This is a genomic window from Pseudoxanthomonas sp., assembly GCF_027498035.1.
Classification (GTDB): Bacteria; Pseudomonadota; Gammaproteobacteria; order Xanthomonadales; family Xanthomonadaceae; genus Pseudoxanthomonas_A.
Window position 1 is genome coordinate 616,626 of sequence record NZ_CP114978.1, and the last position, 17,924, is coordinate 634,549.

16 protein-coding genes are annotated in these 17,924 nt (G+C 65.8%); 8 read left to right on the forward strand and 8 right to left on the reverse strand.

Annotated elements, in window-relative coordinates:
• Positions 1-109 precede the first annotated feature (109 nt).
• From hflD to O8I58_RS02875, 3 genes are read right to left on the reverse strand one after another with little or no spacing between them, the layout of a single operon-like run.
• Positions 110-724, reverse strand: a complete 615-nt coding sequence (gene hflD / locus O8I58_RS02865; protein ID WP_298320517.1) for a high frequency lysogenization protein HflD — start codon at positions 722-724, stop codon at positions 110-112.
• Positions 721-1,842, reverse strand: coding sequence for a tRNA 2-thiouridine(34) synthase MnmA (gene mnmA, locus O8I58_RS02870; RefSeq protein ID WP_298320519.1), 1,122 nt, complete (start codon positions 1,840-1,842; stop codon positions 721-723). Before mnmA ends, hflD begins: the two co-directional genes overlap by 4 nt.
• Complete coding sequence (locus O8I58_RS02875) at positions 1,839-2,300, reverse strand: NUDIX hydrolase (protein WP_298320521.1); 462 nt, start codon at positions 2,298-2,300, stop codon at positions 1,839-1,841. Before O8I58_RS02875 ends, mnmA begins: the two co-directional genes overlap by 4 nt.
• 142 nt (positions 2,301-2,442) lie before the next feature.
• Here O8I58_RS02875 and clpS point away from each other — a divergent pair, with 142 nt between their 5' ends.
• Positions 2,443-2,763 (forward strand): ATP-dependent Clp protease adapter ClpS, encoded by a 321-nt coding sequence (gene clpS / locus O8I58_RS02880; protein ID WP_298320523.1) that lies wholly within the window; start codon positions 2,443-2,445, stop codon positions 2,761-2,763.
• A gap of 109 nt (positions 2,764-2,872) precedes the next feature.
• Positions 2,873-5,158 carry an ATP-dependent Clp protease ATP-binding subunit ClpA gene (gene clpA / locus O8I58_RS02885; RefSeq protein ID WP_298320525.1) on the forward strand — a complete coding sequence of 762 codons (2,286 nt, stop codon included), beginning with the start codon at positions 2,873-2,875 and terminating at the stop codon, positions 5,156-5,158.
• Between the two features lie 159 nt (positions 5,159-5,317).
• On the opposite strand, the gene infA is transcribed toward clpA, so the two are convergent.
• The 4 genes from infA to trxB form a co-directional block, all read right to left on the reverse strand.
• Entirely contained in the window at positions 5,318-5,536 is a 219-nt protein-coding gene (gene infA, locus O8I58_RS02890; protein WP_014160711.1) for a translation initiation factor IF-1, read from the reverse strand.
• Between the two features lie 86 nt (positions 5,537-5,622).
• Positions 5,623-6,363 carry a leucyl/phenylalanyl-tRNA--protein transferase gene (aat, locus tag O8I58_RS02895; protein ID WP_298320530.1) on the reverse strand — a complete coding sequence of 247 codons (741 nt, stop codon included), beginning with the start codon at positions 6,361-6,363 and terminating at the stop codon, positions 5,623-5,625.
• A complete protein-coding gene (locus O8I58_RS02900; protein WP_298320532.1) occupies positions 6,360-7,538 on the reverse strand; it encodes a GNAT family N-acetyltransferase in 1,179 nt (392 codons plus the stop codon). Before O8I58_RS02900 ends, aat begins: the two co-directional genes overlap by 4 nt.
• A 137-nt stretch (positions 7,539-7,675) precedes the next feature.
• Positions 7,676-8,629: a thioredoxin-disulfide reductase gene (gene trxB, locus O8I58_RS02905; protein ID WP_298320534.1), complete on the reverse strand. Its 954-nt coding sequence runs from the start codon at positions 8,627-8,629 to the stop codon at positions 7,676-7,678.
• A 254-nt stretch (positions 8,630-8,883) separates the two neighbouring features.
• On the opposite strand from trxB, the gene O8I58_RS02910 reads away from it, so the two are divergent.
• The 5 genes from O8I58_RS02910 (at position 8,884) to crcB (ending at position 15,815) form a co-directional block, all read left to right on the forward strand.
• Positions 8,884-11,250, forward strand: a complete 2,367-nt coding sequence (locus O8I58_RS02910; protein ID WP_298320535.1) for a DNA translocase FtsK — start codon at positions 8,884-8,886, stop codon at positions 11,248-11,250.
• A 92-nt stretch (positions 11,251-11,342) separates the two neighbouring features.
• Positions 11,343-13,271, forward strand: coding sequence for a DUF3857 domain-containing protein (locus tag O8I58_RS02915; protein ID WP_298320537.1), 1,929 nt, complete (start codon positions 11,343-11,345; stop codon positions 13,269-13,271).
• A gap of 107 nt (positions 13,272-13,378) precedes the next feature.
• Complete coding sequence (gene lolA, locus O8I58_RS02920) at positions 13,379-14,008, forward strand: outer membrane lipoprotein periplasmic chaperone LolA (RefSeq protein ID WP_298320539.1); 630 nt, start codon at positions 13,379-13,381, stop codon at positions 14,006-14,008.
• A 41-nt stretch (positions 14,009-14,049) separates the two neighbouring features.
• The gene (locus tag O8I58_RS02925) at positions 14,050-15,414 is read left to right on the forward strand and encodes a replication-associated recombination protein A (protein WP_298320541.1); all 1,365 of its coding nucleotides are present in this window, start codon (positions 14,050-14,052) and stop codon (positions 15,412-15,414) included.
• Positions 15,411-15,815, forward strand: coding sequence for a fluoride efflux transporter CrcB (gene crcB / locus O8I58_RS02930; protein ID WP_298320543.1), 405 nt, complete (start codon positions 15,411-15,413; stop codon positions 15,813-15,815). Before O8I58_RS02925 ends, crcB begins: the two co-directional genes overlap by 4 nt.
• A gap of 133 nt (positions 15,816-15,948) precedes the next feature.
• On the opposite strand, the gene O8I58_RS02935 is transcribed toward crcB, so the two are convergent.
• Entirely contained in the window at positions 15,949-16,992 is a 1,044-nt protein-coding gene (locus O8I58_RS02935; protein WP_298322686.1) for an SAM-dependent methyltransferase, read from the reverse strand.
• Between the two features lie 346 nt (positions 16,993-17,338).
• Here O8I58_RS02935 and O8I58_RS02940 point away from each other — a divergent pair, with 346 nt between their 5' ends.
• Entirely contained in the window at positions 17,339-17,743 is a 405-nt protein-coding gene (locus O8I58_RS02940) for a DUF4124 domain-containing protein (RefSeq protein WP_298320545.1), read from the forward strand.
• The last annotated feature ends 181 nt before the right edge of the window (positions 17,744-17,924 follow it).

The following is a 17,924-nucleotide window of genomic DNA, read 5'->3' on the forward strand; positions in this document are numbered from 1 at the left end:
CAGGCCGCGAAGACGAGGCCTGCATTCCCGGCGGTGCGCGCGCAGAAGGACCGGACGCCGCCTGGCGCGGCCTTCGTTCGCAGCTGACGGATCGTCGGGAAGCGTTGCGTCAGGCGCCCAGCCAGCCGCGTGCCGCCTGCGCCATCGCCCTGCGGGCGAACACGAAGTCCCACAGGCTGCCGCCCAGCTGGCGCCACAGCACCGCCGCGCGCACGGCGGCCAGCAGGATCGCGCGGATTTCCGAGACCACGCCTGGCTGGGCGAGGTAATGCGGGTTGCCCTGGACCATCACCCGCGGACGCAGATGACTGATGGTGTCAGCGTAGAGCGTGCCCAATGCCATCAACACGTCCGGATGGGTGCTGCCGCGCTCGCTGGCCTGGGGAGCGATCTCTTCCAGGCCACCGGTGACGGCCTGGACGGTGTCTTTTTCGTGGATGAAGCGGCGCTCGACCTGCAGCACGGCCATGGCCAGGCGGGGCAGGGACGGGTCCTTGTTCTCGCCGCCAAAATAATCGCGCACCAGGCGCAGGCCCGGGCCAAGGTTGGCCGCGCGGTCGTACACCGCTTCGGTGGAAGGCGCATCCATCCGGAACACGCTGTCCAGCACCGCGCCGGTGGCGCTGTTGTCCGAGTGCCCGGTTTCGGCGATGCGCCGCACCTGGGCCAGCGCCTGGGCCAGCGCCGCCAGCGCCAGGACGCGTTCGCTCAGGGGCGCGCTCATGCCGCGCGCTCCTGTTGCAGGCGCACTTCCAGCGGCGCATTGGTGGTCGCGATCACGGCGCCGCCCAGGCAGTCATCGCCGTCATAGAGCACCACGGACTGGCCGGGCGTGACGGCGCGTTGCGGGCGTGCGAATTCGATATCCAGTGTTCCGTCCTCTCGTACGTTGACCGTGCAGGCTTCGGCAGCCTGCCGGTAGCGGGTCTGGGCACTGCAGTCGAAGCGCGCCGCGGGGGCGCTGCCTGACACCCAGTGCATGGGCTCGCTATGGAGTTGCGTGGAATGCAGGTAAGGGCTGCGGGTGTCCTGATCGACGTACAGCACATTGGTCGCCACATCCTTGCCGACCACATACCAGGGCGCCGCGGCGCGTCCGCGCACGCCGCCGATGTTCAGGCCTTCGCGCTGGCCAAGGGTAAAGAAGAACACGCCCGGATGCTGGCCGATGACCGCACCGTCAGGATCGCGCATCTCGCCGGCCTTGGCCGGCAGGTACTGGCCCAGGAACTGGCGGAAATCACGCTCGCCAATGAAGCAGATCCCGGTCGAGTCCTTCTTGTCGTGTACCGGCAGGCCGGCGTCGCGGGCGATCCCGCGCAGGTCCGGCTTGTGCAGGTGGCCGATCGGAAACAGCGTCGCAGCCAGCTGCTCCTGTCCTAATTGATGCAGGAAATAGCTCTGGTCCTTGCCCGCATCGGCGCCGCGCAGCAGGTGCCAGTGCTTGCCGCGCTGTTCGACCCGCGCGTAGTGGCCGGTGGCGATCTTCTCGGCGCCCAGCTCGCGCGCGGCGTCGATGAAGTGCTTGAACTTCACCTCGCGGTTGCACAGCACGTCGGGGTTCGGCGTGCGGCCGGCGGCGTATTCGGCCAGGAAGTGGGCGAACACCCCATCCCAGTATTCCTTCGAGAAATCGCGGAAGTGGAAGGGGATGCCCAGCCGCCCGCACACCGCCACCGCATCGCGCCGGTCGTCCTCGGCGCGGCATTCGCCGGAGCCATCATCCGACCAGTTCTGCATGAACAACCCGGCCAGCGGCTCGCCGGCCTGGACCAGCTGCAGGGCGGCGACCGACGAATCCACGCCACCGGACACACCCACCATCACGCGCGGCGTACTCATGGCACCTGGTTCACGGCGGACAGGGGAAACCGGCGCCCGGCCAGATAGTCTTCGACCACCTGCCAGACCAGCGGGCTGCGATGGCGCTGGCGTGTCTGCTGCAGCTCGTCCGGCGTCATCCAGACCGCACGCACGATGCCCTCGTCCAGCGTCAGGGCCGGGTCGTGCGAGACCGGGTCGGCGGCGAAGGCAAAACGCAGGTAATGGCGCCCGGTCTCGGCCTTCCACTGGTAGGCGCCGACGAACTGGGTCAGGCGCACGGTCCAGGCGCTTTCCTCCCGCGTCTCGCGCACCGCGGCGTCCTGCAGGCTCTCATCCGGCTCCAGGTGACCGGCGGGCTGGTTGAGCACCAGCCAGCCTTCGGCGTGTTCTTCGACCATTAGCAGCCGACCATCGCGCACCACGATGGTCGCCACGGTGGTGTCGGGTTGCCAGAAGCGATCGGTCGTGAACGTCATTGCGGACGCGCCATCAGGAAGATTGGCCCGATATTGGGACAGTTGCGCGTAAATCCATTGCGGGCATGCAAGCGACGGACATTCTTCATCCGGCAAATTGTGCGTGCGCAGACGCAGCCAGTCCAATCCGTATAATTCACGCATGCCCCAAGCCCCCCAACATGAGCACGATCACGGCGTCCTGGTCGAAACCGGCAAGCCGGAAGTCGCGCCACCGCCGCTGTACCAGGTCCTGCTGCTCAACGACGACTACACCCCGATGGATTTCGTCATCGAGGTGCTGCAGCAGTTCTTCAATATGGATATCGAGAAAGCCACCCAGGTGATGCTGCACGTCCACACCCGCGGCCGCGGTGTGTGCGGCGTCTACACGCGTGAGGTGGCAGAGTCCAAGGTCGCCCAGGTGAACGAGTTTTCCCGGATGAGCCAGCATCCTTTGCTGTGCACGATGGAACAGTCCTGACCCCGGTCGTAGGCCAGCCCACCGCTGGCTGAACACAGCAGTTCAAACCCGTTGTGGAAATTCCCGCTACAGGCCGCATATTGTTGGCATCAGCAGTTGGGAGCGATCCATGTTCAGCAAAGACCTCGAGCAGACCATCGGCCAGTGCTACAAGCGCGCCCGCGAGGCGCGCCATGAGTTCATGACCGTTGAGCATCTCCTGCTCGCATTACTCGACAACCCCTCCGCCCAGGCCGTCCTCAAGGCCACCGGCGCCGATACCGCACGCCTGCGTACGGACCTGGACCAGGCCGTGGAGGCCTCGGTCTCGCGCTTGGCAGAAGATGACGGGCGCGACACCCAGCCCACCCTGGGCTTCCAGCGCGTGCTGCAACGGGCCGTGTACCACGTGCAGTCCTCGGGCAAGAAGGAGGTCACCGGCGCCAATGTGCTGGTGGCGATCTTCGGCGAGAAGGATTCCCACGCGGTCTATTTCCTGAACCAGCAGGACGTGACCCGCCTGGACATCGTCAACTACCTGTCCCATGGCATCGCCAAGCAGGGCGAGGGCGAACCGCAGGCCTCGTCCGGTGAATCCACCGAAGGCAAGATAGAGGGCGGCGAAGGCGAGGCCAAGGGCGACGCCCTGGCCGAATACGCCAGCAACCTCAACGAAGCCGCGCGCAACGGCAAGATCGACCCGCTGGTCGGCCGCGCCGAAGAGATCGAACGCACCATCCAGGTCCTGTGCCGCCGCCGCAAGAACAACCCGCTGTACGTGGGCGAGGCCGGTGTCGGCAAGACCGCCCTGGCCGAAGGCCTGGCCAAGCGCATCGTCGACGGCGAAGTGCCCGAGGTGCTGGAAGACGCGGTCATCTACTCGCTCGACCTGGGCGCGCTGGTGGCGGGTACCAAGTATCGCGGCGACTTCGAGAAGCGCCTCAAGGCGGTGCTCAGCGCGTTGAAGAAAGTGCCCAACGCGGTGCTGTTCATCGACGAGATCCACACCATCATCGGTGCCGGCTCGGCGTCGGGCGGCACCATGGATGCGTCCAACCTGATCAAGCCGGCGCTGGCGTCGGGCGAGCTGCGCTGCATCGGCTCGACCACCTTCCAGGAATACCGCGGCATCTTCGAGAAGGACCGCGCCCTGGCGCGCCGCTTCCAGAAGATCGACGTGGTCGAGCCGACCATCAGCGAGACCTACGAGATCCTGCAGGGCCTCAAGCCCAGGTACGAGTCGCATCACAACGTCAGCTATGCCGACGAAGCGCTACAGGCCGCGGTCGACCTGTCGGTCAAGCACATCGGCGACCGCCTGCTGCCGGACAAGGCCATCGACGTGATCGACGAGGCCGGCGCCCGCCAGCGCCTGTTGCCGGAAGAACAGCGCAAGACCCTGATTGATATCGAAGAGATCGAGACGATCGTCGCCAAGATGGCGCGCATCCCGGCCAAGCAGGTCAGCGCGACCGACAAGGACGTGCTGCAGCACCTGGACCGCAACCTGAAGATGGTGATCTTCGGCCAGGACCCGGCGATCGAATCGCTGGCCTCGGCGATCAAGCTGGCGCGCTCGGGGTTGGGCAATCCGGACAAGCCGATCGGCAACTTCCTGTTCGCCGGTCCGACCGGTGTCGGCAAGACCGAGGTCACCAAGCAGCTGGCGATGCAGCTCGGGATCGAGCTGGTGCGCTTCGACATGTCCGAATACATGGAGCCGCATTCGATCAGCCGCCTGATTGGCGCCCCTCCGGGCTATGTCGGTTTCGACCAGGGTGGTCTGCTGACCGAGAAGGTCGTCAAGAACCCGCATTGCGTGCTGTTGCTGGATGAGGTGGAAAAAGCCCACCCGGACATCTTCAACATCCTGTTGCAGGTCATGGATCGCGGCGTGCTGACCGATACCAACGGGCGCGAGGCGAACTTCAAGAACGTGATCCTGGTGATGACCACCAACGCCGGTGCCGCCCAGGCTTCGCGTCGCTCGATCGGCTTCACCAAGCAGGATCATTCCACCGATGCGATGGAAGTGATTCGTCGCGGCTTCACGCCGGAATTCCGCAATCGCCTGGACGCGATCGTGCAGTTCCAGGCGCTGGGCTTCGACCACATCCTGCGCGTGGTGGACAAGTTCCTGATCGAGCTGGAAATGCTGCTGCACGAAAAGCACGTCACGCTCTCGGCCACGCCGGAAGCGCGCGACTGGCTGGCCCAGCACGGGTTCGACCCGCAGATGGGTGCGCGCCCGATGGCGCGGGTGATCCAGGACAAGATCAAGCGCCCACTGGCCGACGAGCTGCTGTTCGGCAAGTTGATCGGCGGCGGCCGGGTCAGCATCGATGTCAAGGACGACGAGCTGGTGGTCACCGCGCAGTCCGAGCCCGAGCGCCTGCTGCCGGCCACGGTCGAGTAATCGGGGCCCAGTCGGCAATGAGAAAAAGCGGCGCAAGCCGCTTTTTCTTTGCGTGGCCATCAGGACAGGAGGGCTGGCTCGCCACCTGGATATCGGTGGGCAACCCATGCAAAAAGGCAGCCCGCTGGGCTGCCTTTCAAAAACAAGCCGCCGTGCGGCTTATTTCATGCGGTAGGTGATGCGCCCCTTGGTCAGGTCGTAAGGCGTCATTTCCACCTTGACCTTGTCACCGGTCAGGATGCGGATGTAGTTCTTGCGCATGCGACCGGAGATGTGGGCGATGATTTCATGTCCATTTTCCAGCTTGACGCGGAACATGGTGTTGGGCAGCGTCTCGGTGACGGCGCCTTCGAATTCGATTGAATCGTCTTTCGACATGGAAGCCTGCTGAGAGTGCGGCAACGGAAGCGCTGCCCGCGAAGCCGCGCATTATACCCCGCTTGCGTCGCCACCGCAAAATTGCGTTAAGCGGCGCCCAACAAGGCCGCCGGGATATCGCCGACGCGCCTGGTCCAGGCCTCGGCAGTACCTTCCAGTTGCACCTGGCCTGCCACCAGCGCCAGGAATTCGGCGCGCGGCCACTGCTCGGCGCCCATGCGGCCAAGATGGTCGTTATCGACCTGCGCATCGATCAGCGGCCAGCCCCAGCTGCCCAGCACATGCGCCAACCCGGCCAGGGCGGCCTTCGAGCCACCAGAGGCGGCGCTGAACATGCTTTCGCCGAAGAACATCTGGCCGATGGCCACGCCATAGATGCCGCCGACCAGTGTCCCGGCATCCCAGACTTCCAGCGAATGCGCATGGCCTTGCCGGTGCAGCGCCACGTAGGCATCCAGCATCTGCGCGGTGATCCAGGTGGCATCCTGGCCAGGCCGTGGCGCGTTGGCGCAGGCCATCATCACCCGGGCGAACGCGGTATCGGCCCGCAGGATCCAGTCACTGCCGCGCAGCTGGCGCCTGAAGCGCGCACTCAGGTGCACGCCATTGGTACGGAACACGGTGCGCGGATCGGGCGACCACCACAGCAGCGGTTGGCCATCCGAGTACCACGGGAACACCCCGGCGCGGTAGGCGTTGAGCAGGCGTTGCGAGCTCAGGTCGCCGCCCACGGCCAGCAGTCCATCGGGCTCACGCAGCGCCAGGTTCGGGTCGGGAAAAGGCGCGCCGGGCGATGCATCCAGCAGGAAAGGCAGGCGCCGGCTCATCGGCCACCTTCTTCCTGCGCGACTGCCGTCATTGATCGCTCCACTTCAGCGGTCCCTTCGCGGAACGGCGAGCGTCCGGCCAGGATCGTCGCGTGTTGCCGCACTGATGCATCTTCTTCCCGGCACCAGCGCCCCAGTGCCTCGCGGAACGAAGGGTCGGCAATCCAGTGCCGGCTGCGCACGAAGGTCGGCAGGAAACCGCGCGCGATCTTGTGCACGCCCTGCGCGCCGGGTTCGAAGCGGGTCAGGCCCTCGCGCAGGCAGTAATCGATACCCTGGTAATAACAGGTCTCGAAATGCAGGCCGGCCAGGGTGGCATCGGCACCCCAGTAGCGGCCGTAGAGCGTGTCGCCACCGCGCAGGCACAGCGCACCGGCGACCGGGTGGCCTTCGTGTTGGGCCAGGAACAACACCAGCGCCCGCGGCATGGCCAGCGCCAGGTGCTTGAGGAATTCCGGGGTCAGCGCGGGCGAATTGCCATATTCCTGGAAGGTCTGCAGGTAGAAGCCATACATGGCGTCCAGATCGTCATCGCTGGCCTCATCGCCATGCAGCACGCGAAAGGTCACGCCAGCCTTGGCGACCTTGGTCCGCTCCTGGCGGATGTTCTTGCGATGCTTGTGATCCATCGCGCCCAGGAAGGCATCGAAATCGGTCCAGCCCGCCATGTTGTGCCATTGATACTGGACATCGGTGCGTGGCAACCACTCGGCGTCGAAATCGGCGTCTTCTGCCGCCGCATGGAAATTGACGTGGGCCGAGGACAGGCCGTGTCTGCGGACATGGGCGGTGATGGCGTGCACCAGTGCCTGGCGCGCTTCCGGGGTCCTGGCCAGCAGGCGCGGGCCGGTCACGGGCGAGTAGGGCACCGCGCACAGCCACTTCGGGAAGTAATCCTCGCCATAGCGAGCATAGGCATGCGCCCAGGCGTGGTCGAACACGAACTCGCCGTGTGAGTTGGTCTTGAGATACCCCGGCGCGGCGCCCACCAATCGCTCGCCATCCCACAGGGTCAGGTGCTGCGGCGTCCAGCCCCAGTCGGTACGCAGGCAGCCTGTGCGCTCAAGCCCGGACAGGAAGGCATGGCGAACGAAGGGGTTGTCATCGCCAAGCAGTGCATCCCAGGCTTCGGGCGCGATGCCGTCCAGCGACCGCAGCCAGCGGGTCTGCATCATTCGGTAGTCAGCACGGAGAAGGGCCGGAGCAGCGTCATCAGCACTCGACGATCAGGCGGGAACCGCAGTATGCCGTGGGCTATGGTGTGGGCCGTACGCCCCGGCCGGGCACTGGCGCGCCCAGCCGGGTGAGCGGATCAGGCGCCCTTGTCCAGGAAGCGCTCGGCATCCAGCGCGGCCATGCAGCCGAAGCCGGCCGAGGTGATCGCCTGGCGGTAATGCTGGTCGGCCACGTCGCCCGCGGCGAACACGCCCGGCACCGTGGTCTGGGTGGCGTTGCCATCCAGACCGGACTGGATGGTCAGGTAGCCGTTGTTCATGCCCAGCTGGTCGTCGAACAGGCTGGTGTTGGGGGTGTGGCCGATGGCGACGAAGAAGCCGTGCACGACCAGGTCCTGGGTGCTGCCGTCCAGCACCGACTTCACGCGCAGACCAGTCACGCCAGCCTCGTTGCCCAGCACTTCGTCCACGGTGTGGTGCCAGACCGGCACGATCTTGCCAGCGTCGATCTTGGCCTGCAGCTTGTCCTGCATGATCTTCTCGGCGCGCAGGGTGTCGCGGCGGTGGACCAGGTAGACCTTGCTGGCGATGTTGGACAGGTACAGCGCTTCTTCCACGGCGGTGTTGCCGCCACCGACCACGGCTACGTCCTGGTCGCGGTAGAAGAAGCCATCGCAGGTCGCGCAGGCCGACACGCCGCGGCCCTTGAAGGCCTCTTCCGACTCCAGGCCCAGGTACTTGGCGGTGGCGCCGGTGGCAATGATCAGCGCGTCGCAGGTGTATTCGGCGCTGTCGCCGATCAGCTTGAACGGGCGCTGGGTCACGTCGGCGGTGTGGATATGGTCGAAGATGACCTCGGTCTCGAAGCGCTCGGCATGGGTCTGCATGCGCGCCATCAGGTCCGGGCCCATCAGGCCGTGGGCGTCGCCCGGCCAGTTGTCGACTTCAGTGGTGGTCATCAGCTGGCCGCCCTGCTGCAGGCCGGTGATCACCACGGGCTTGAGATTGGCGCGCGCGGCGTAGACGGCGGCGGTCCATCCGGCCGGGCCGGAGCCCAGGATCAACAGGCGGCTGTGCTTGGAAGTGCTCATGTATACTCGAAATATTGGGGTTAAAAGCACGGAACAGACGCGATCTGGACCGCTGCGGACGGGCCATAGAGTGGCGGTGCAGGCAAGTCGAATCAAGGCGCGCAGGTGGAATGCTCCGGCCGCATCGCATTGGAACAGGGTCGCATGACGCCTAGTGCCGGCCTGACGGGCCCGACTGCAGGCCTCACTGAATTTCGCGCGCGATTCGTTTACTATCAAGCACTAACGAAATATTCCTGAGGTCGGATCCCAAGGTGGCAAAAGCGCTCCCGGAACGCGGCAAATCCAAAGGCGCCCCCGCCGCGCGCCGCACCAAGCCGTCCACGCCCCCCAATCCCGGCCGCCAGCGTTTGTGGCGCGACCTTGCATTGATCGTGATCGCGCCGGTGCTGCTGTACCTGCTGGCCTGCCTGTTCACCTATTCGCCGCAGGACCCCAGCTGGACCAACACCAGCAACCTGACCGCGCCCATCCACAACATGGGCGGCAAGGTCGGCGCGATCGTCGCGGACCTGCTGCTGGGTTTCTGTGGCTACGTGGCGTTCCTGCTGCCGGTGATCCTGGGCGCGATCGCCTGGATCGCGCTGTTCGGCATGGACAAGGATGGGGATGGCGAAGCGGACCTGGGGCCGGCGCTGCGCCTGGTGGGCATGGTCGGTTTCCTGATTTCCTCGACCGGGCTGCTGTTCGTGCGCCATATCTCGGCCACGGACTTCTCCGCTGGCCCGGGCGGCATCCTGGGCCGGCTGGTGGGGCGTTCGTTGACCGTGCTGTTCGGCGACCTGGGCGGCAACCTGTTCCTGCTGGCGCTGTTCCTGGTGTCGGTGACGCTGGCCACCGGGCTCTCATGGTTCGCCCTGATGGAACGGATCGGGCAGGGCGTGACCGCGTTGCCGGCGCTGCTGCGTCGCGGTGGCAAGCAGGCCGAGGACTGGCAGAAGACCCGCGTCATGCGCGAACAGCGCGAGGAAGTGCGCAAGGTCGATGCGGTCAAGCAGGCCAAGCGCGAACCGGTCAAGATCGAGCCGCCGGCCGCGCCAGTGGTGGAAAAGAGCGAGCGCGCCAAGCGCGAGACCCAGATCCCGCTGTTCCACGGCACCGGCGCCACCGCCGATGGCCTGCCGCCGCTGGCCCTGCTGGACGATCCCAAGCCGCAGGCCAAGGGCTATTCCGAGGAAACCCTGGAAACCCTGTCGCGCCAGATCGAGTTCAAGCTCAAGGACTTCCGCATTGATGTGCAGGTTGTCGGCGCTTATCCGGGACCGGTGATCACCCGCTTCGAACTAGAGCCGGCGCCGGGCGTCAAGGTCAGCCAGATCAGCTCGCTGGACAAGGACATCGCCCGTGGCCTGTCGGTCAAGGCGGTGCGCGTGGTCGACGTGATCCCGGGCAAGTCGGTGATCGGCCTGGAAATTCCCAACACCAGCCGCGAGATGATCTATCTCTCCGAGCTGTTGCGCTCCAAGGAATACGACAAGTCCACCAGTCCGCTGACCCTGGCGCTGGGCAAGGGCATCGCCGGCCAGCCATCGGTGGCCGACCTGGCGCGCATGCCGCACCTGCTGGTCGCCGGCACCACCGGTTCGGGCAAGTCGGTGGCGGTCAATGCCATGGTCCTGAGCCTGCTGTACAAGGCCAGTCCGAAAGAACTGCGGATGTTGATGATCGACCCGAAGATGCTCGAACTGAGCGTCTACGAAGGTATCCCGCACTTGCTGGCGCCGGTCGTCACCGACATGAAGGAGGCCGCCAACGGCCTGCGCTGGTGCGTGGCCGAGATGGAGCGCCGCTACAAGCTGATGAGTGCGGTCGGCGTGCGCAACCTGGCCGGCTTTAACAAGAAGGTGACCGACGCGGTCAACGCCGGCCAGCCGCTGATGGACCCGCTGTTCAAGCCGAACCCGGACCTGGACGAGATGCCGCGCCAGCTGGACACGCTGCCGTTCATCGTGATTTTCATCGACGAATTCGCCGACATGATGATGATCGTCGGCAAGAAGGTCGAAGAACTCATTGCCCGCCTGGCGCAGAAGGCGCGTGCGGCCGGCATCCACCTGATCCTGGCCACCCAGCGCCCATCGGTGGACGTGATCACCGGCCTGATCAAGGCGAACATCCCGACCCGCATCGCGTTCCAGGTCAGCTCCAAGATCGACTCGCGCACCATCCTCGACCAGTCCGGCGCTGAGACCCTGCTGGGCCATGGCGACATGCTGTACCTGCCACCGGGCACGGCCATGCCGGACCGCGTGCATGGCGCCTTCGTCAGCGACGAGGAAGTGCACCGCGTGGTCGAGCACCTCAAGGCCAGCGGCCCGGTCAACTACATGGAAGGCGTGCTGGAAGAGATGCAGTCGATGGGTGACGGCGTGATGGTCGGCCCGACCGGCCTGCCCGAGTCCAACAGCGGCGGTGGCGACGAATCCGATCCGCTGTACGACGAGGCGGTGAAGATCGTCACCGAAACCCGGCGCGCGTCGATCTCCGGCGTGCAGCGCCGGCTGAAGATCGGCTACAACCGTGCCGCGCGCCTGGTCGAGGCGATGGAAGCAGCCGGCGTGGTCTCGCCGCCAGAACACAATGGCGACCGCAGCGTGCTGGCTCCACCGCCGCCGCGCTGAGCGGCGGTCATCGACAAACCCGTCAGGTTCAACGCAGGAACCATCCCCGTGCGGGACACTCCAAGGTGAGCCCAATCCCCGGAACGCACGTGATGTCCCGTCTGCTGATCCTGCTGTGCGCCTGCCTGCTGCCGGTGTCCGCCCTGGCGCGACAGGAGGCCGGGGCAAAGACTTCCAGTCCCGAGCCGGTCGCAGCGGTTGAAGCCAGCAACAACTTCAGCTTCGTCCGCTACCTGGCCGACTACGTGGTCGCGCCGGACTACACCAGCACCGAGACCGACGAATACGAAGTGCTGGTCCGCACCAAGGCCGGGGTCGAGGCCTGGAGCCAGGTGCGTCTGAGCTACAGCGAGAAGATGGAACGGCTGGAAGTGCTGGCCGCCTACACCATCACCGCCGATGGCCAGCGTCATGACGTGGCGCCGGACCGCATCTACACCCAGGAGAGCTATTCCAGTGCCTCGGCGGCGATGTACGCCGACCGCAAGGTCAAGGTCATCGTGTTCCCGAACCTGGCGCCGGGCACGCGCGTGGTCTACCGCTACCGCACGCACCAGGTGCAGCCGTACTTCGCCGGCTATTTCAACCTGTGGGAAACCTTCCCGTTGATGCAGCAGTACGACCAGGCCAGGGTCACCCTGACCGCGCCGGCGTCCATACCGATGCATCTGGAAGCTACGGGCATGCAGGGCGGCAAGCGCAGGGTCGAGGGCGGCAATGCGCACTGGGAGTGGAGCTACAGCAACCGCACGCCGATGGACCCGCAGGCCTGGAGCGTGTCGGCCTGGGAGTTCAGTCCCGGGATCATGGCCAGCACCTTCGACAGCTACGGCCAGCTGGGTCGCGCGTATCAGCGGGCGGCGGGTGAGGCGGCGAAGGTCACGCCGGAAATCCAGCGGCAGGCCGATGCGATCACTGCGGGCATCGACGACCGTCGCGCGCAGGCACAGGCGATCTACGAATGGGTCGCGGCCAACATCCGCTACGTGGCGGTCTACCTGGGCAACGGCGGGCTTGAACCGAATCCGGCCGCGTCGATCCTGGCCAACCACTACGGCGACTGCAAGGACCACACCGTGATCCTGGAGGCCTTGCTGGCGGCAAAAGGCATTGCCAGTTCGCCAGTGCTGATCGGTGCCGGCGGCGGGCCGACCCTGCCCAAGGGCGTGGTCCTGGGGCGCTTCAACCACGCGATCACCTGGGTGCCGGAGTTCAGCCTGTATCTGGACTCGACCAGCCCGTATGCGCGCTTCGGCCAGCTGCCTGCGTCGGACCTGGGCGCACCGGTGGTGCACACGGCCGATGGCGTGGTGGCGCGCACGCCAGCGAACGACCCATCGCGCAGCGCCTATCGCGCGACCAGCACTTTCGATTTCGATGCCAAGGGCAATGTCAGCGGGCAGACGACGATCGACAGCGGCGCCAGTGGCGAGATCGGCCTGCGCGGAACCTTCTCGCAGCTGACCACGCAGAACCGCCAGCGCATCGAGGACTCGATCATGGCGTCGTCGGGCTTGAACGGGCAGGGCCGCCTGCGCCTGCAGGGCCAGGCCGAGGACCTGGACCACCCATTCGGCTACGGCTTCGATTTCAGCGCGCAGGACGACGTGGATTTCAGTAGCGTCGGTGGCATGACCCTACCGGACATGCCGGGTGCCGATTCCATGCGTGAGCTGTATTCGAAAGCCGTGGCCGAAACCAACCTGACCCCGTTCCAGTGCAACCAGACCCTGCGCGAGGAAACCTATGTGCTGCGTTTCCCGACCAGTGTGCCGGTGATCGCAATCCCACGCGATGCGCATTTCGAGAACACGGCGGGCCGCTACGACGTGACCTGGGCGCGCGACGGCCAGCAGATCACTGCCACCCACCGGCTCACGCTCAATGCCATCCATGGCGCCGACCAGCTCTGCCAACCGGCCGATTACCCGGCGTTCCGCGCGCTGTACCAGGATGTGCGACGCGGCTTCCGCGGCCAGATCCTGTACGGCGATCTGTCCACGGTGCAGACCGCGCGCTGAGCGATGCGCGCATGGCTGAATGGCGGCCACGGGCAGCCATGCGTCGTGGCATGCGGATTCAGACTGGACGCGTCAAACTTGGCACATCGAAACAACAGGGGTTTCCCATGATCCGCATGCTGCGATTGGCCGTCCTGGGCACGGCGCTGCTGGCCGGCACCGCCTTGGCCGGTGCACGCGACGAGCTGACGACTTTCACCACGGGCTTGAAAGGGCTCGATGGCCAGTTCGCGCAGAAGACCTTCAACGGCAACGGCAGCCTGAAGGAACGCTCCAGCGGCCGGGTTGCGCTGTCCACGCCGGACCTGTTCCGCTGGGAGTACGCAAAGCCCTACGAGCAGCTGATCGTCGCCGATGGCAAGAAGGTGTGGCTGTATGAGCCCGACCTGCAGCAGGTCACCGTGCGCGGCCAGGGCAACGAGGCCGAGTCCAGTCCGCTGGCGGCGCTGCTCAAGCCGAAGGAGCTGGACGCAAAGTTCGACGTGTCCGAAGGTCCGGCCGAGCAGGGCCTGCAGTGGATGACCCTGACGCCCAAGCGCGATGACTCGGCGACCGGTTTCCAGATCGCCAAGCTGGGCTTTTCCAACGGCCAGCTGATGCGCATGGACGTGACCGATGCAGTCGGCCAGCGCACCGAAGTGGACTTCACCAACTGGAAGCGCAACCCATCCTTCGCCACCGGCACCTTCAGCTACAAGCCTGCCGCCGGCGTGGACGTGGTCGGCGACGGCAACTGACCCGTACCGGGCAAGCGGCCACGCCGCGATAGAATAGGGCCGTGGCCAGAGCCAAGACCTTTCCCAGCGATACGCCAGACCTGCTGAGCGTCGACCGCAGCGCGATGCAGCCGCTGGCCGAGCGCATGCGTCCGCGCACCCTGGACGAAATGGTTGGCCAGCGCCGGCTGCTGGCGCCGGGCACCGCGCTGCGCCGCGCGGTCGAATCCGGCCATGTGCATTCGATGATCCTGTGGGGCCCGCCGGGCTGCGGCAAGACCACCCTGGCGCTGTTGTTGGCGCGTTATGCCGATGCTGAGTTCAAGGCGATCTCTGCGGTCCTGTCCGGGCTTCCGGAAGTGCGCCAGGTGCTGGCCGAGGCCGCGCATCGGTTCGCCGAAGGCCGGCGCACGGTGTTGTTCGTCGACGAGGTCCACCGCTTCAACAAGGGCCAGCAGGATGCGTTCCTGCCGCATATCGAGCGCGGTACGATCCTGTTCGTCGGCGCCACCACCGAGAACCCTTCGTTCGAGTTGAATTCCGCGCTGCTGTCGCGCTGCCGCGTGCATGTGATGGAAGCGGTGTCCGCGACCGACATTGCCCAGGCGCTGCGACATGCACTGGATGATGGCGAGCGTGGCCTGGCGGGGCAGGCGTTGAGCGTGTCCGATGCCGCGCTGGCGCAGATTGCCGGTGCCGCCGATGGCGACGTTCGCCGTGCACTGACCCTGCTGGAGATCGCCGCCGAACTGGCTGCAGACGAAGCCGGTGAGATCACCGAAGCGACGCTGGTGCAGGTGCTGGCCGACCGCACGCGTCGCTTCGACAAGGGCGGCGAGCAGTTCTACGACCAGATCTCGGCGCTGCATAAATCCGTGCGCAGCTCCAATCCCGATTCTGCGCTGTACTGGCTGACCCGCATGCTCGATGGCGGCTGCGACCGCGCTTATCTGGCGCGCCGGTTGACGCGCATGGCGGTCGAGGACATCGGCCTGGCCGACCCGCGCGCGCAGCAGATGGCGCTGGAAGCCTGGGACATCTACGAGCGCCTGGGCAGCCCCGAAGGCGAACTCGCCCTGGCCCAGTTGGTGCTGTATCTGGCGTCCACCGCCAAATCCAACGCGGGCTACGCCGCCTTCAATCTGGCCAAGCGCGAAGTGGCCGAGACCGGCACGCAGGAGGTCCCGATGCACCTGCGCAACGCGCCGACCAAGCTGATGAAGGGCCTGGGCTACGGCGACGGTTACCAGTACGACCACGATGCCGAAGGTGGCATCGCGCTGGACCAGACCGGCTTTCCCGATGCGATGGGCGAGCGGATCTATTACGAACCGGTCGAGCGTGGCCTGGAAATCAAACTCAAGCAGAAGCTCGATGCCCTGCGTGCCGCCCGTGCGCAAGCGCGGGCCGGGAAAGGAAAAGCATGAACCCTGCGATCTGGTGGCAGCAGCTGGCGCTGGTCATGACCGGCGGCGCGCTCGGCGCCGGCCTGCGCTTCTGGATCGGCGGGCAGATGCTGCGCCAGTTCGGCAGTGGGCTTCCTTACGGCACCATCGCGGTGAACTTCCTTGGCTCGCTGGTGGGTGGCTTCCTGGTGGTATGGCTGGAAGATCGCGGCCAGCCGGCGCTGTACCTGCGCGCGTTCCTGATCGTGGGCATCCTGGGCGGCCTGACCACGTTTTCGTCGCTGATGATGGAAAGCCTGATCTTCGTGCGCACGGGCCGCGGAATGGCCATGCTCGCCAACTTGGGCATCAGTCTGGCGGGCGGTTTGTTGCTGGTGTTTGCCGGTGCCTGGCTTGCGAGCCAGCTGCGGCCTTCGGCCTGAAGTCGCTTTCCTGTAGAGCGGACCTTGTTGCAATCCCCTTTTTGGGACTCCGCTGAAGCTTGCCCTGGGTCTGGCCGAAGAGCAGCGCAACAAGCTCCGCTCTACAAGGGCGCAGGAGCTGCACTGCACGGCTTCAGCGTTTGAAGCGGTAGTGCGCCACCATCCATTCGTTGCCATTGGCATAGCCGAACAATTCCGCGCAGGCCATCCAGAACATGCGCCAGCGCTGATACCAGCGGCCGGCATCAGCCACGCCGTAAGCCTGGCGCATCAGGCCCATGACCTGGTCGTGGTTGGCGTCCTGGTTTTCCAGCCAGGCGTTGGCGGTCTTCTGGTAATGCGTCCCCGGCAGCAGCCAGCGCTCTTCGATGGTCAGCTGTTCCTGGAACTTGAGTAGCGTATCGGCCGCCGGCATCAACCCGCCGGTGAAGAAGTGCCGGCCCATCCAGGGGTCATCGCCTTCGGCCTCGAACAGGTACAGCAGCTCGCGATGGCAGAACAGATGCACGAACAGCTTGCCGCCGGGCTTGAGCCAGCCGGCCACGCGCGACAGCAGCTCCTGGTAGTTGCGCATGTGTTCGAACATCTCGATCGAGACCACGCGGTCGAAGACCGCCTCCGGCAGCTGCAGCGCATTGATGTTGGCGGTGATGACCTCGACGTTGAAGATCGCGCGTTCGCGGCAGCGGGCTTCGATGAATTCCTTCTGCAGGCGCGAGTTGGACACCGCGGTGATCGTCGCCCGCGGATAGCGCTCGGCCATCCACAGTGTCAGTGAGCCCCAGCTGCAGCCCAGTTCCAGGATGTGGTTGGCGTTAACCAGTTCGGCGCGTTCGCAGTACAGGCGCAGCATCTTCTCTTCGGCCTGGCTCAGGTCGGTGGTGGTGTCGTCCCAGAAGCAGCTGCTGTACTTGAGGTTCTTGCCCAGGCACAGGCGGAAGAACTCCTGCGGCAGCTCGTGCTGCTGGCGGCTGGCGCCCTGGGGTTCCACGGCGATGGCGTCTTCGCGCAGGCCATCCAGCCAGGCCTGTTGGCGCGCGAACACCGCATCGGTGCCACCCTTGCGTTGGTCCTTCAGGCGCTGGGCGCACATGCGGCGGATGCCCATGCGCAGCAGGGCATCGGGCAGGCGGCCGGACTCGGCCAGGCGCGTAGCGAGGTTCTCGCGGACTTCCATTTCCTCGGAAGCAGGCGTTTGCACGGACATCAGATTCTCCAGGAGCAATCAGTGTTTTAGAGGCGGGAAGCGTGCCGATGGCACGCCTCACCCACGCCGCAACCTTGCAGCGATGACGCCTCGGTGTGTCCAGATCCCCGCGACACGGTACAGGAAGCCCCAGCTGGGTGCATTTCCGCATCGCAGCGGCGGTCGCCCACGCTGCCCGCGGGGCGGTGTCGCGCCGGAGGCTGCAGCTAACGCAGTCGGGCTGTTGTCTGACCCGCAGGCGCGTCCCATGCTGATGGCACGGGCGGGCTGGATCATTCAAGTTGACGGCACCCCGTGCGCGCAAAGGAATGCCGCGATGAGATTGATCCTGCTGCTGGGACTGTGCCTGTTGACGGAAGGTGCCGGCGCACAGTCCGTCTACAAATGCCGTGATGCGGCCGGCACCGTCGTCTACCAGTCCGATGCCTGTGCCGGGATCACCGAGAAGCAATGGACGACGGACCCCAACATCGGAGCGACCACGACAGAGCGCAACGCGGCCGAGCGCAGCATCGAGCGCGACCGTCAGTACCTGAAGTCCAGCAACCGCGTTCCCGCCGCGCGCAGTACCCGACGTTCCCATGCGCCACGGGCCAGCGCGCCCAGTCCCTGCGAACGCGCGCGCCAGGCGCGTGCAGCCGCGCACGAGCGCAAGGGCGTGCGCTGGTCCTACAGCGACGCTTCGTCCTGGGATGCACGGGTGTTCAAGGTCTGTCGCTGACTTCAGCGCGCCGTGCCCCTGGCGCTGATCGCGACGAAGCTCGCCTTGGCAGGCGTTGCTTCTCGTGAGGTGGAGCTGACGGCAGATAGATTGATTATCGAAATCAAGATTGATCAATGCGTTTCCAGGTGCCAGATTGCCGCCTGCGATGTGGATGCACCAGATGCGGAAGGACGATGCG

Bases quoted from the DNA above. Each gene is read 5' to 3' on its own strand.
- hflD (WP_298320517.1), bottom strand. From the start codon at position 724: ATGAGCGCGCCCCTGAGCGAACGCGTCCTGGCGCTGGCGGCGCTGGCC.
- mnmA (WP_298320519.1), bottom strand. From the start codon at position 1,842: ATGAGTACGCCGCGCGTGATGGTGGGTGTGTCCGGTGGCGTGGATTCG.
- O8I58_RS02875 (WP_298320521.1), bottom strand. From the start codon at position 2,300: ATGACGTTCACGACCGATCGCTTCTGGCAACCCGACACCACCGTGGCG.
- clpS (WP_298320523.1), top strand. From the start codon at position 2,443: ATGCCCCAAGCCCCCCAACATGAGCACGATCACGGCGTCCTGGTCGAA.
- clpA (WP_298320525.1), top strand. From the start codon at position 2,873: ATGTTCAGCAAAGACCTCGAGCAGACCATCGGCCAGTGCTACAAGCGC.
- infA (WP_014160711.1), bottom strand. From the start codon at position 5,536: ATGTCGAAAGACGATTCAATCGAATTCGAAGGCGCCGTCACCGAGACG.
- aat (WP_298320530.1), bottom strand. From the start codon at position 6,363: ATGAGCCGGCGCCTGCCTTTCCTGCTGGATGCATCGCCCGGCGCGCCT.
- O8I58_RS02900 (WP_298320532.1), bottom strand. From the start codon at position 7,538: ATGATGCAGACCCGCTGGCTGCGGTCGCTGGACGGCATCGCGCCCGAA.
- trxB (WP_298320534.1), bottom strand. From the start codon at position 8,629: ATGAGCACTTCCAAGCACAGCCGCCTGTTGATCCTGGGCTCCGGCCCG.
- O8I58_RS02915 (WP_298320537.1), top strand. From the start codon at position 11,343: ATGTCCCGTCTGCTGATCCTGCTGTGCGCCTGCCTGCTGCCGGTGTCC.
- lolA (WP_298320539.1), top strand. From the start codon at position 13,379: ATGATCCGCATGCTGCGATTGGCCGTCCTGGGCACGGCGCTGCTGGCC.
- crcB (WP_298320543.1), top strand. From the start codon at position 15,411: ATGAACCCTGCGATCTGGTGGCAGCAGCTGGCGCTGGTCATGACCGGC.
- O8I58_RS02935 (WP_298322686.1), bottom strand. From the start codon at position 16,992: ATGGAAGTCCGCGAGAACCTCGCTACGCGCCTGGCCGAGTCCGGCCGC.
- O8I58_RS02940 (WP_298320545.1), top strand. From the start codon at position 17,339: ATGAGATTGATCCTGCTGCTGGGACTGTGCCTGTTGACGGAAGGTGCC.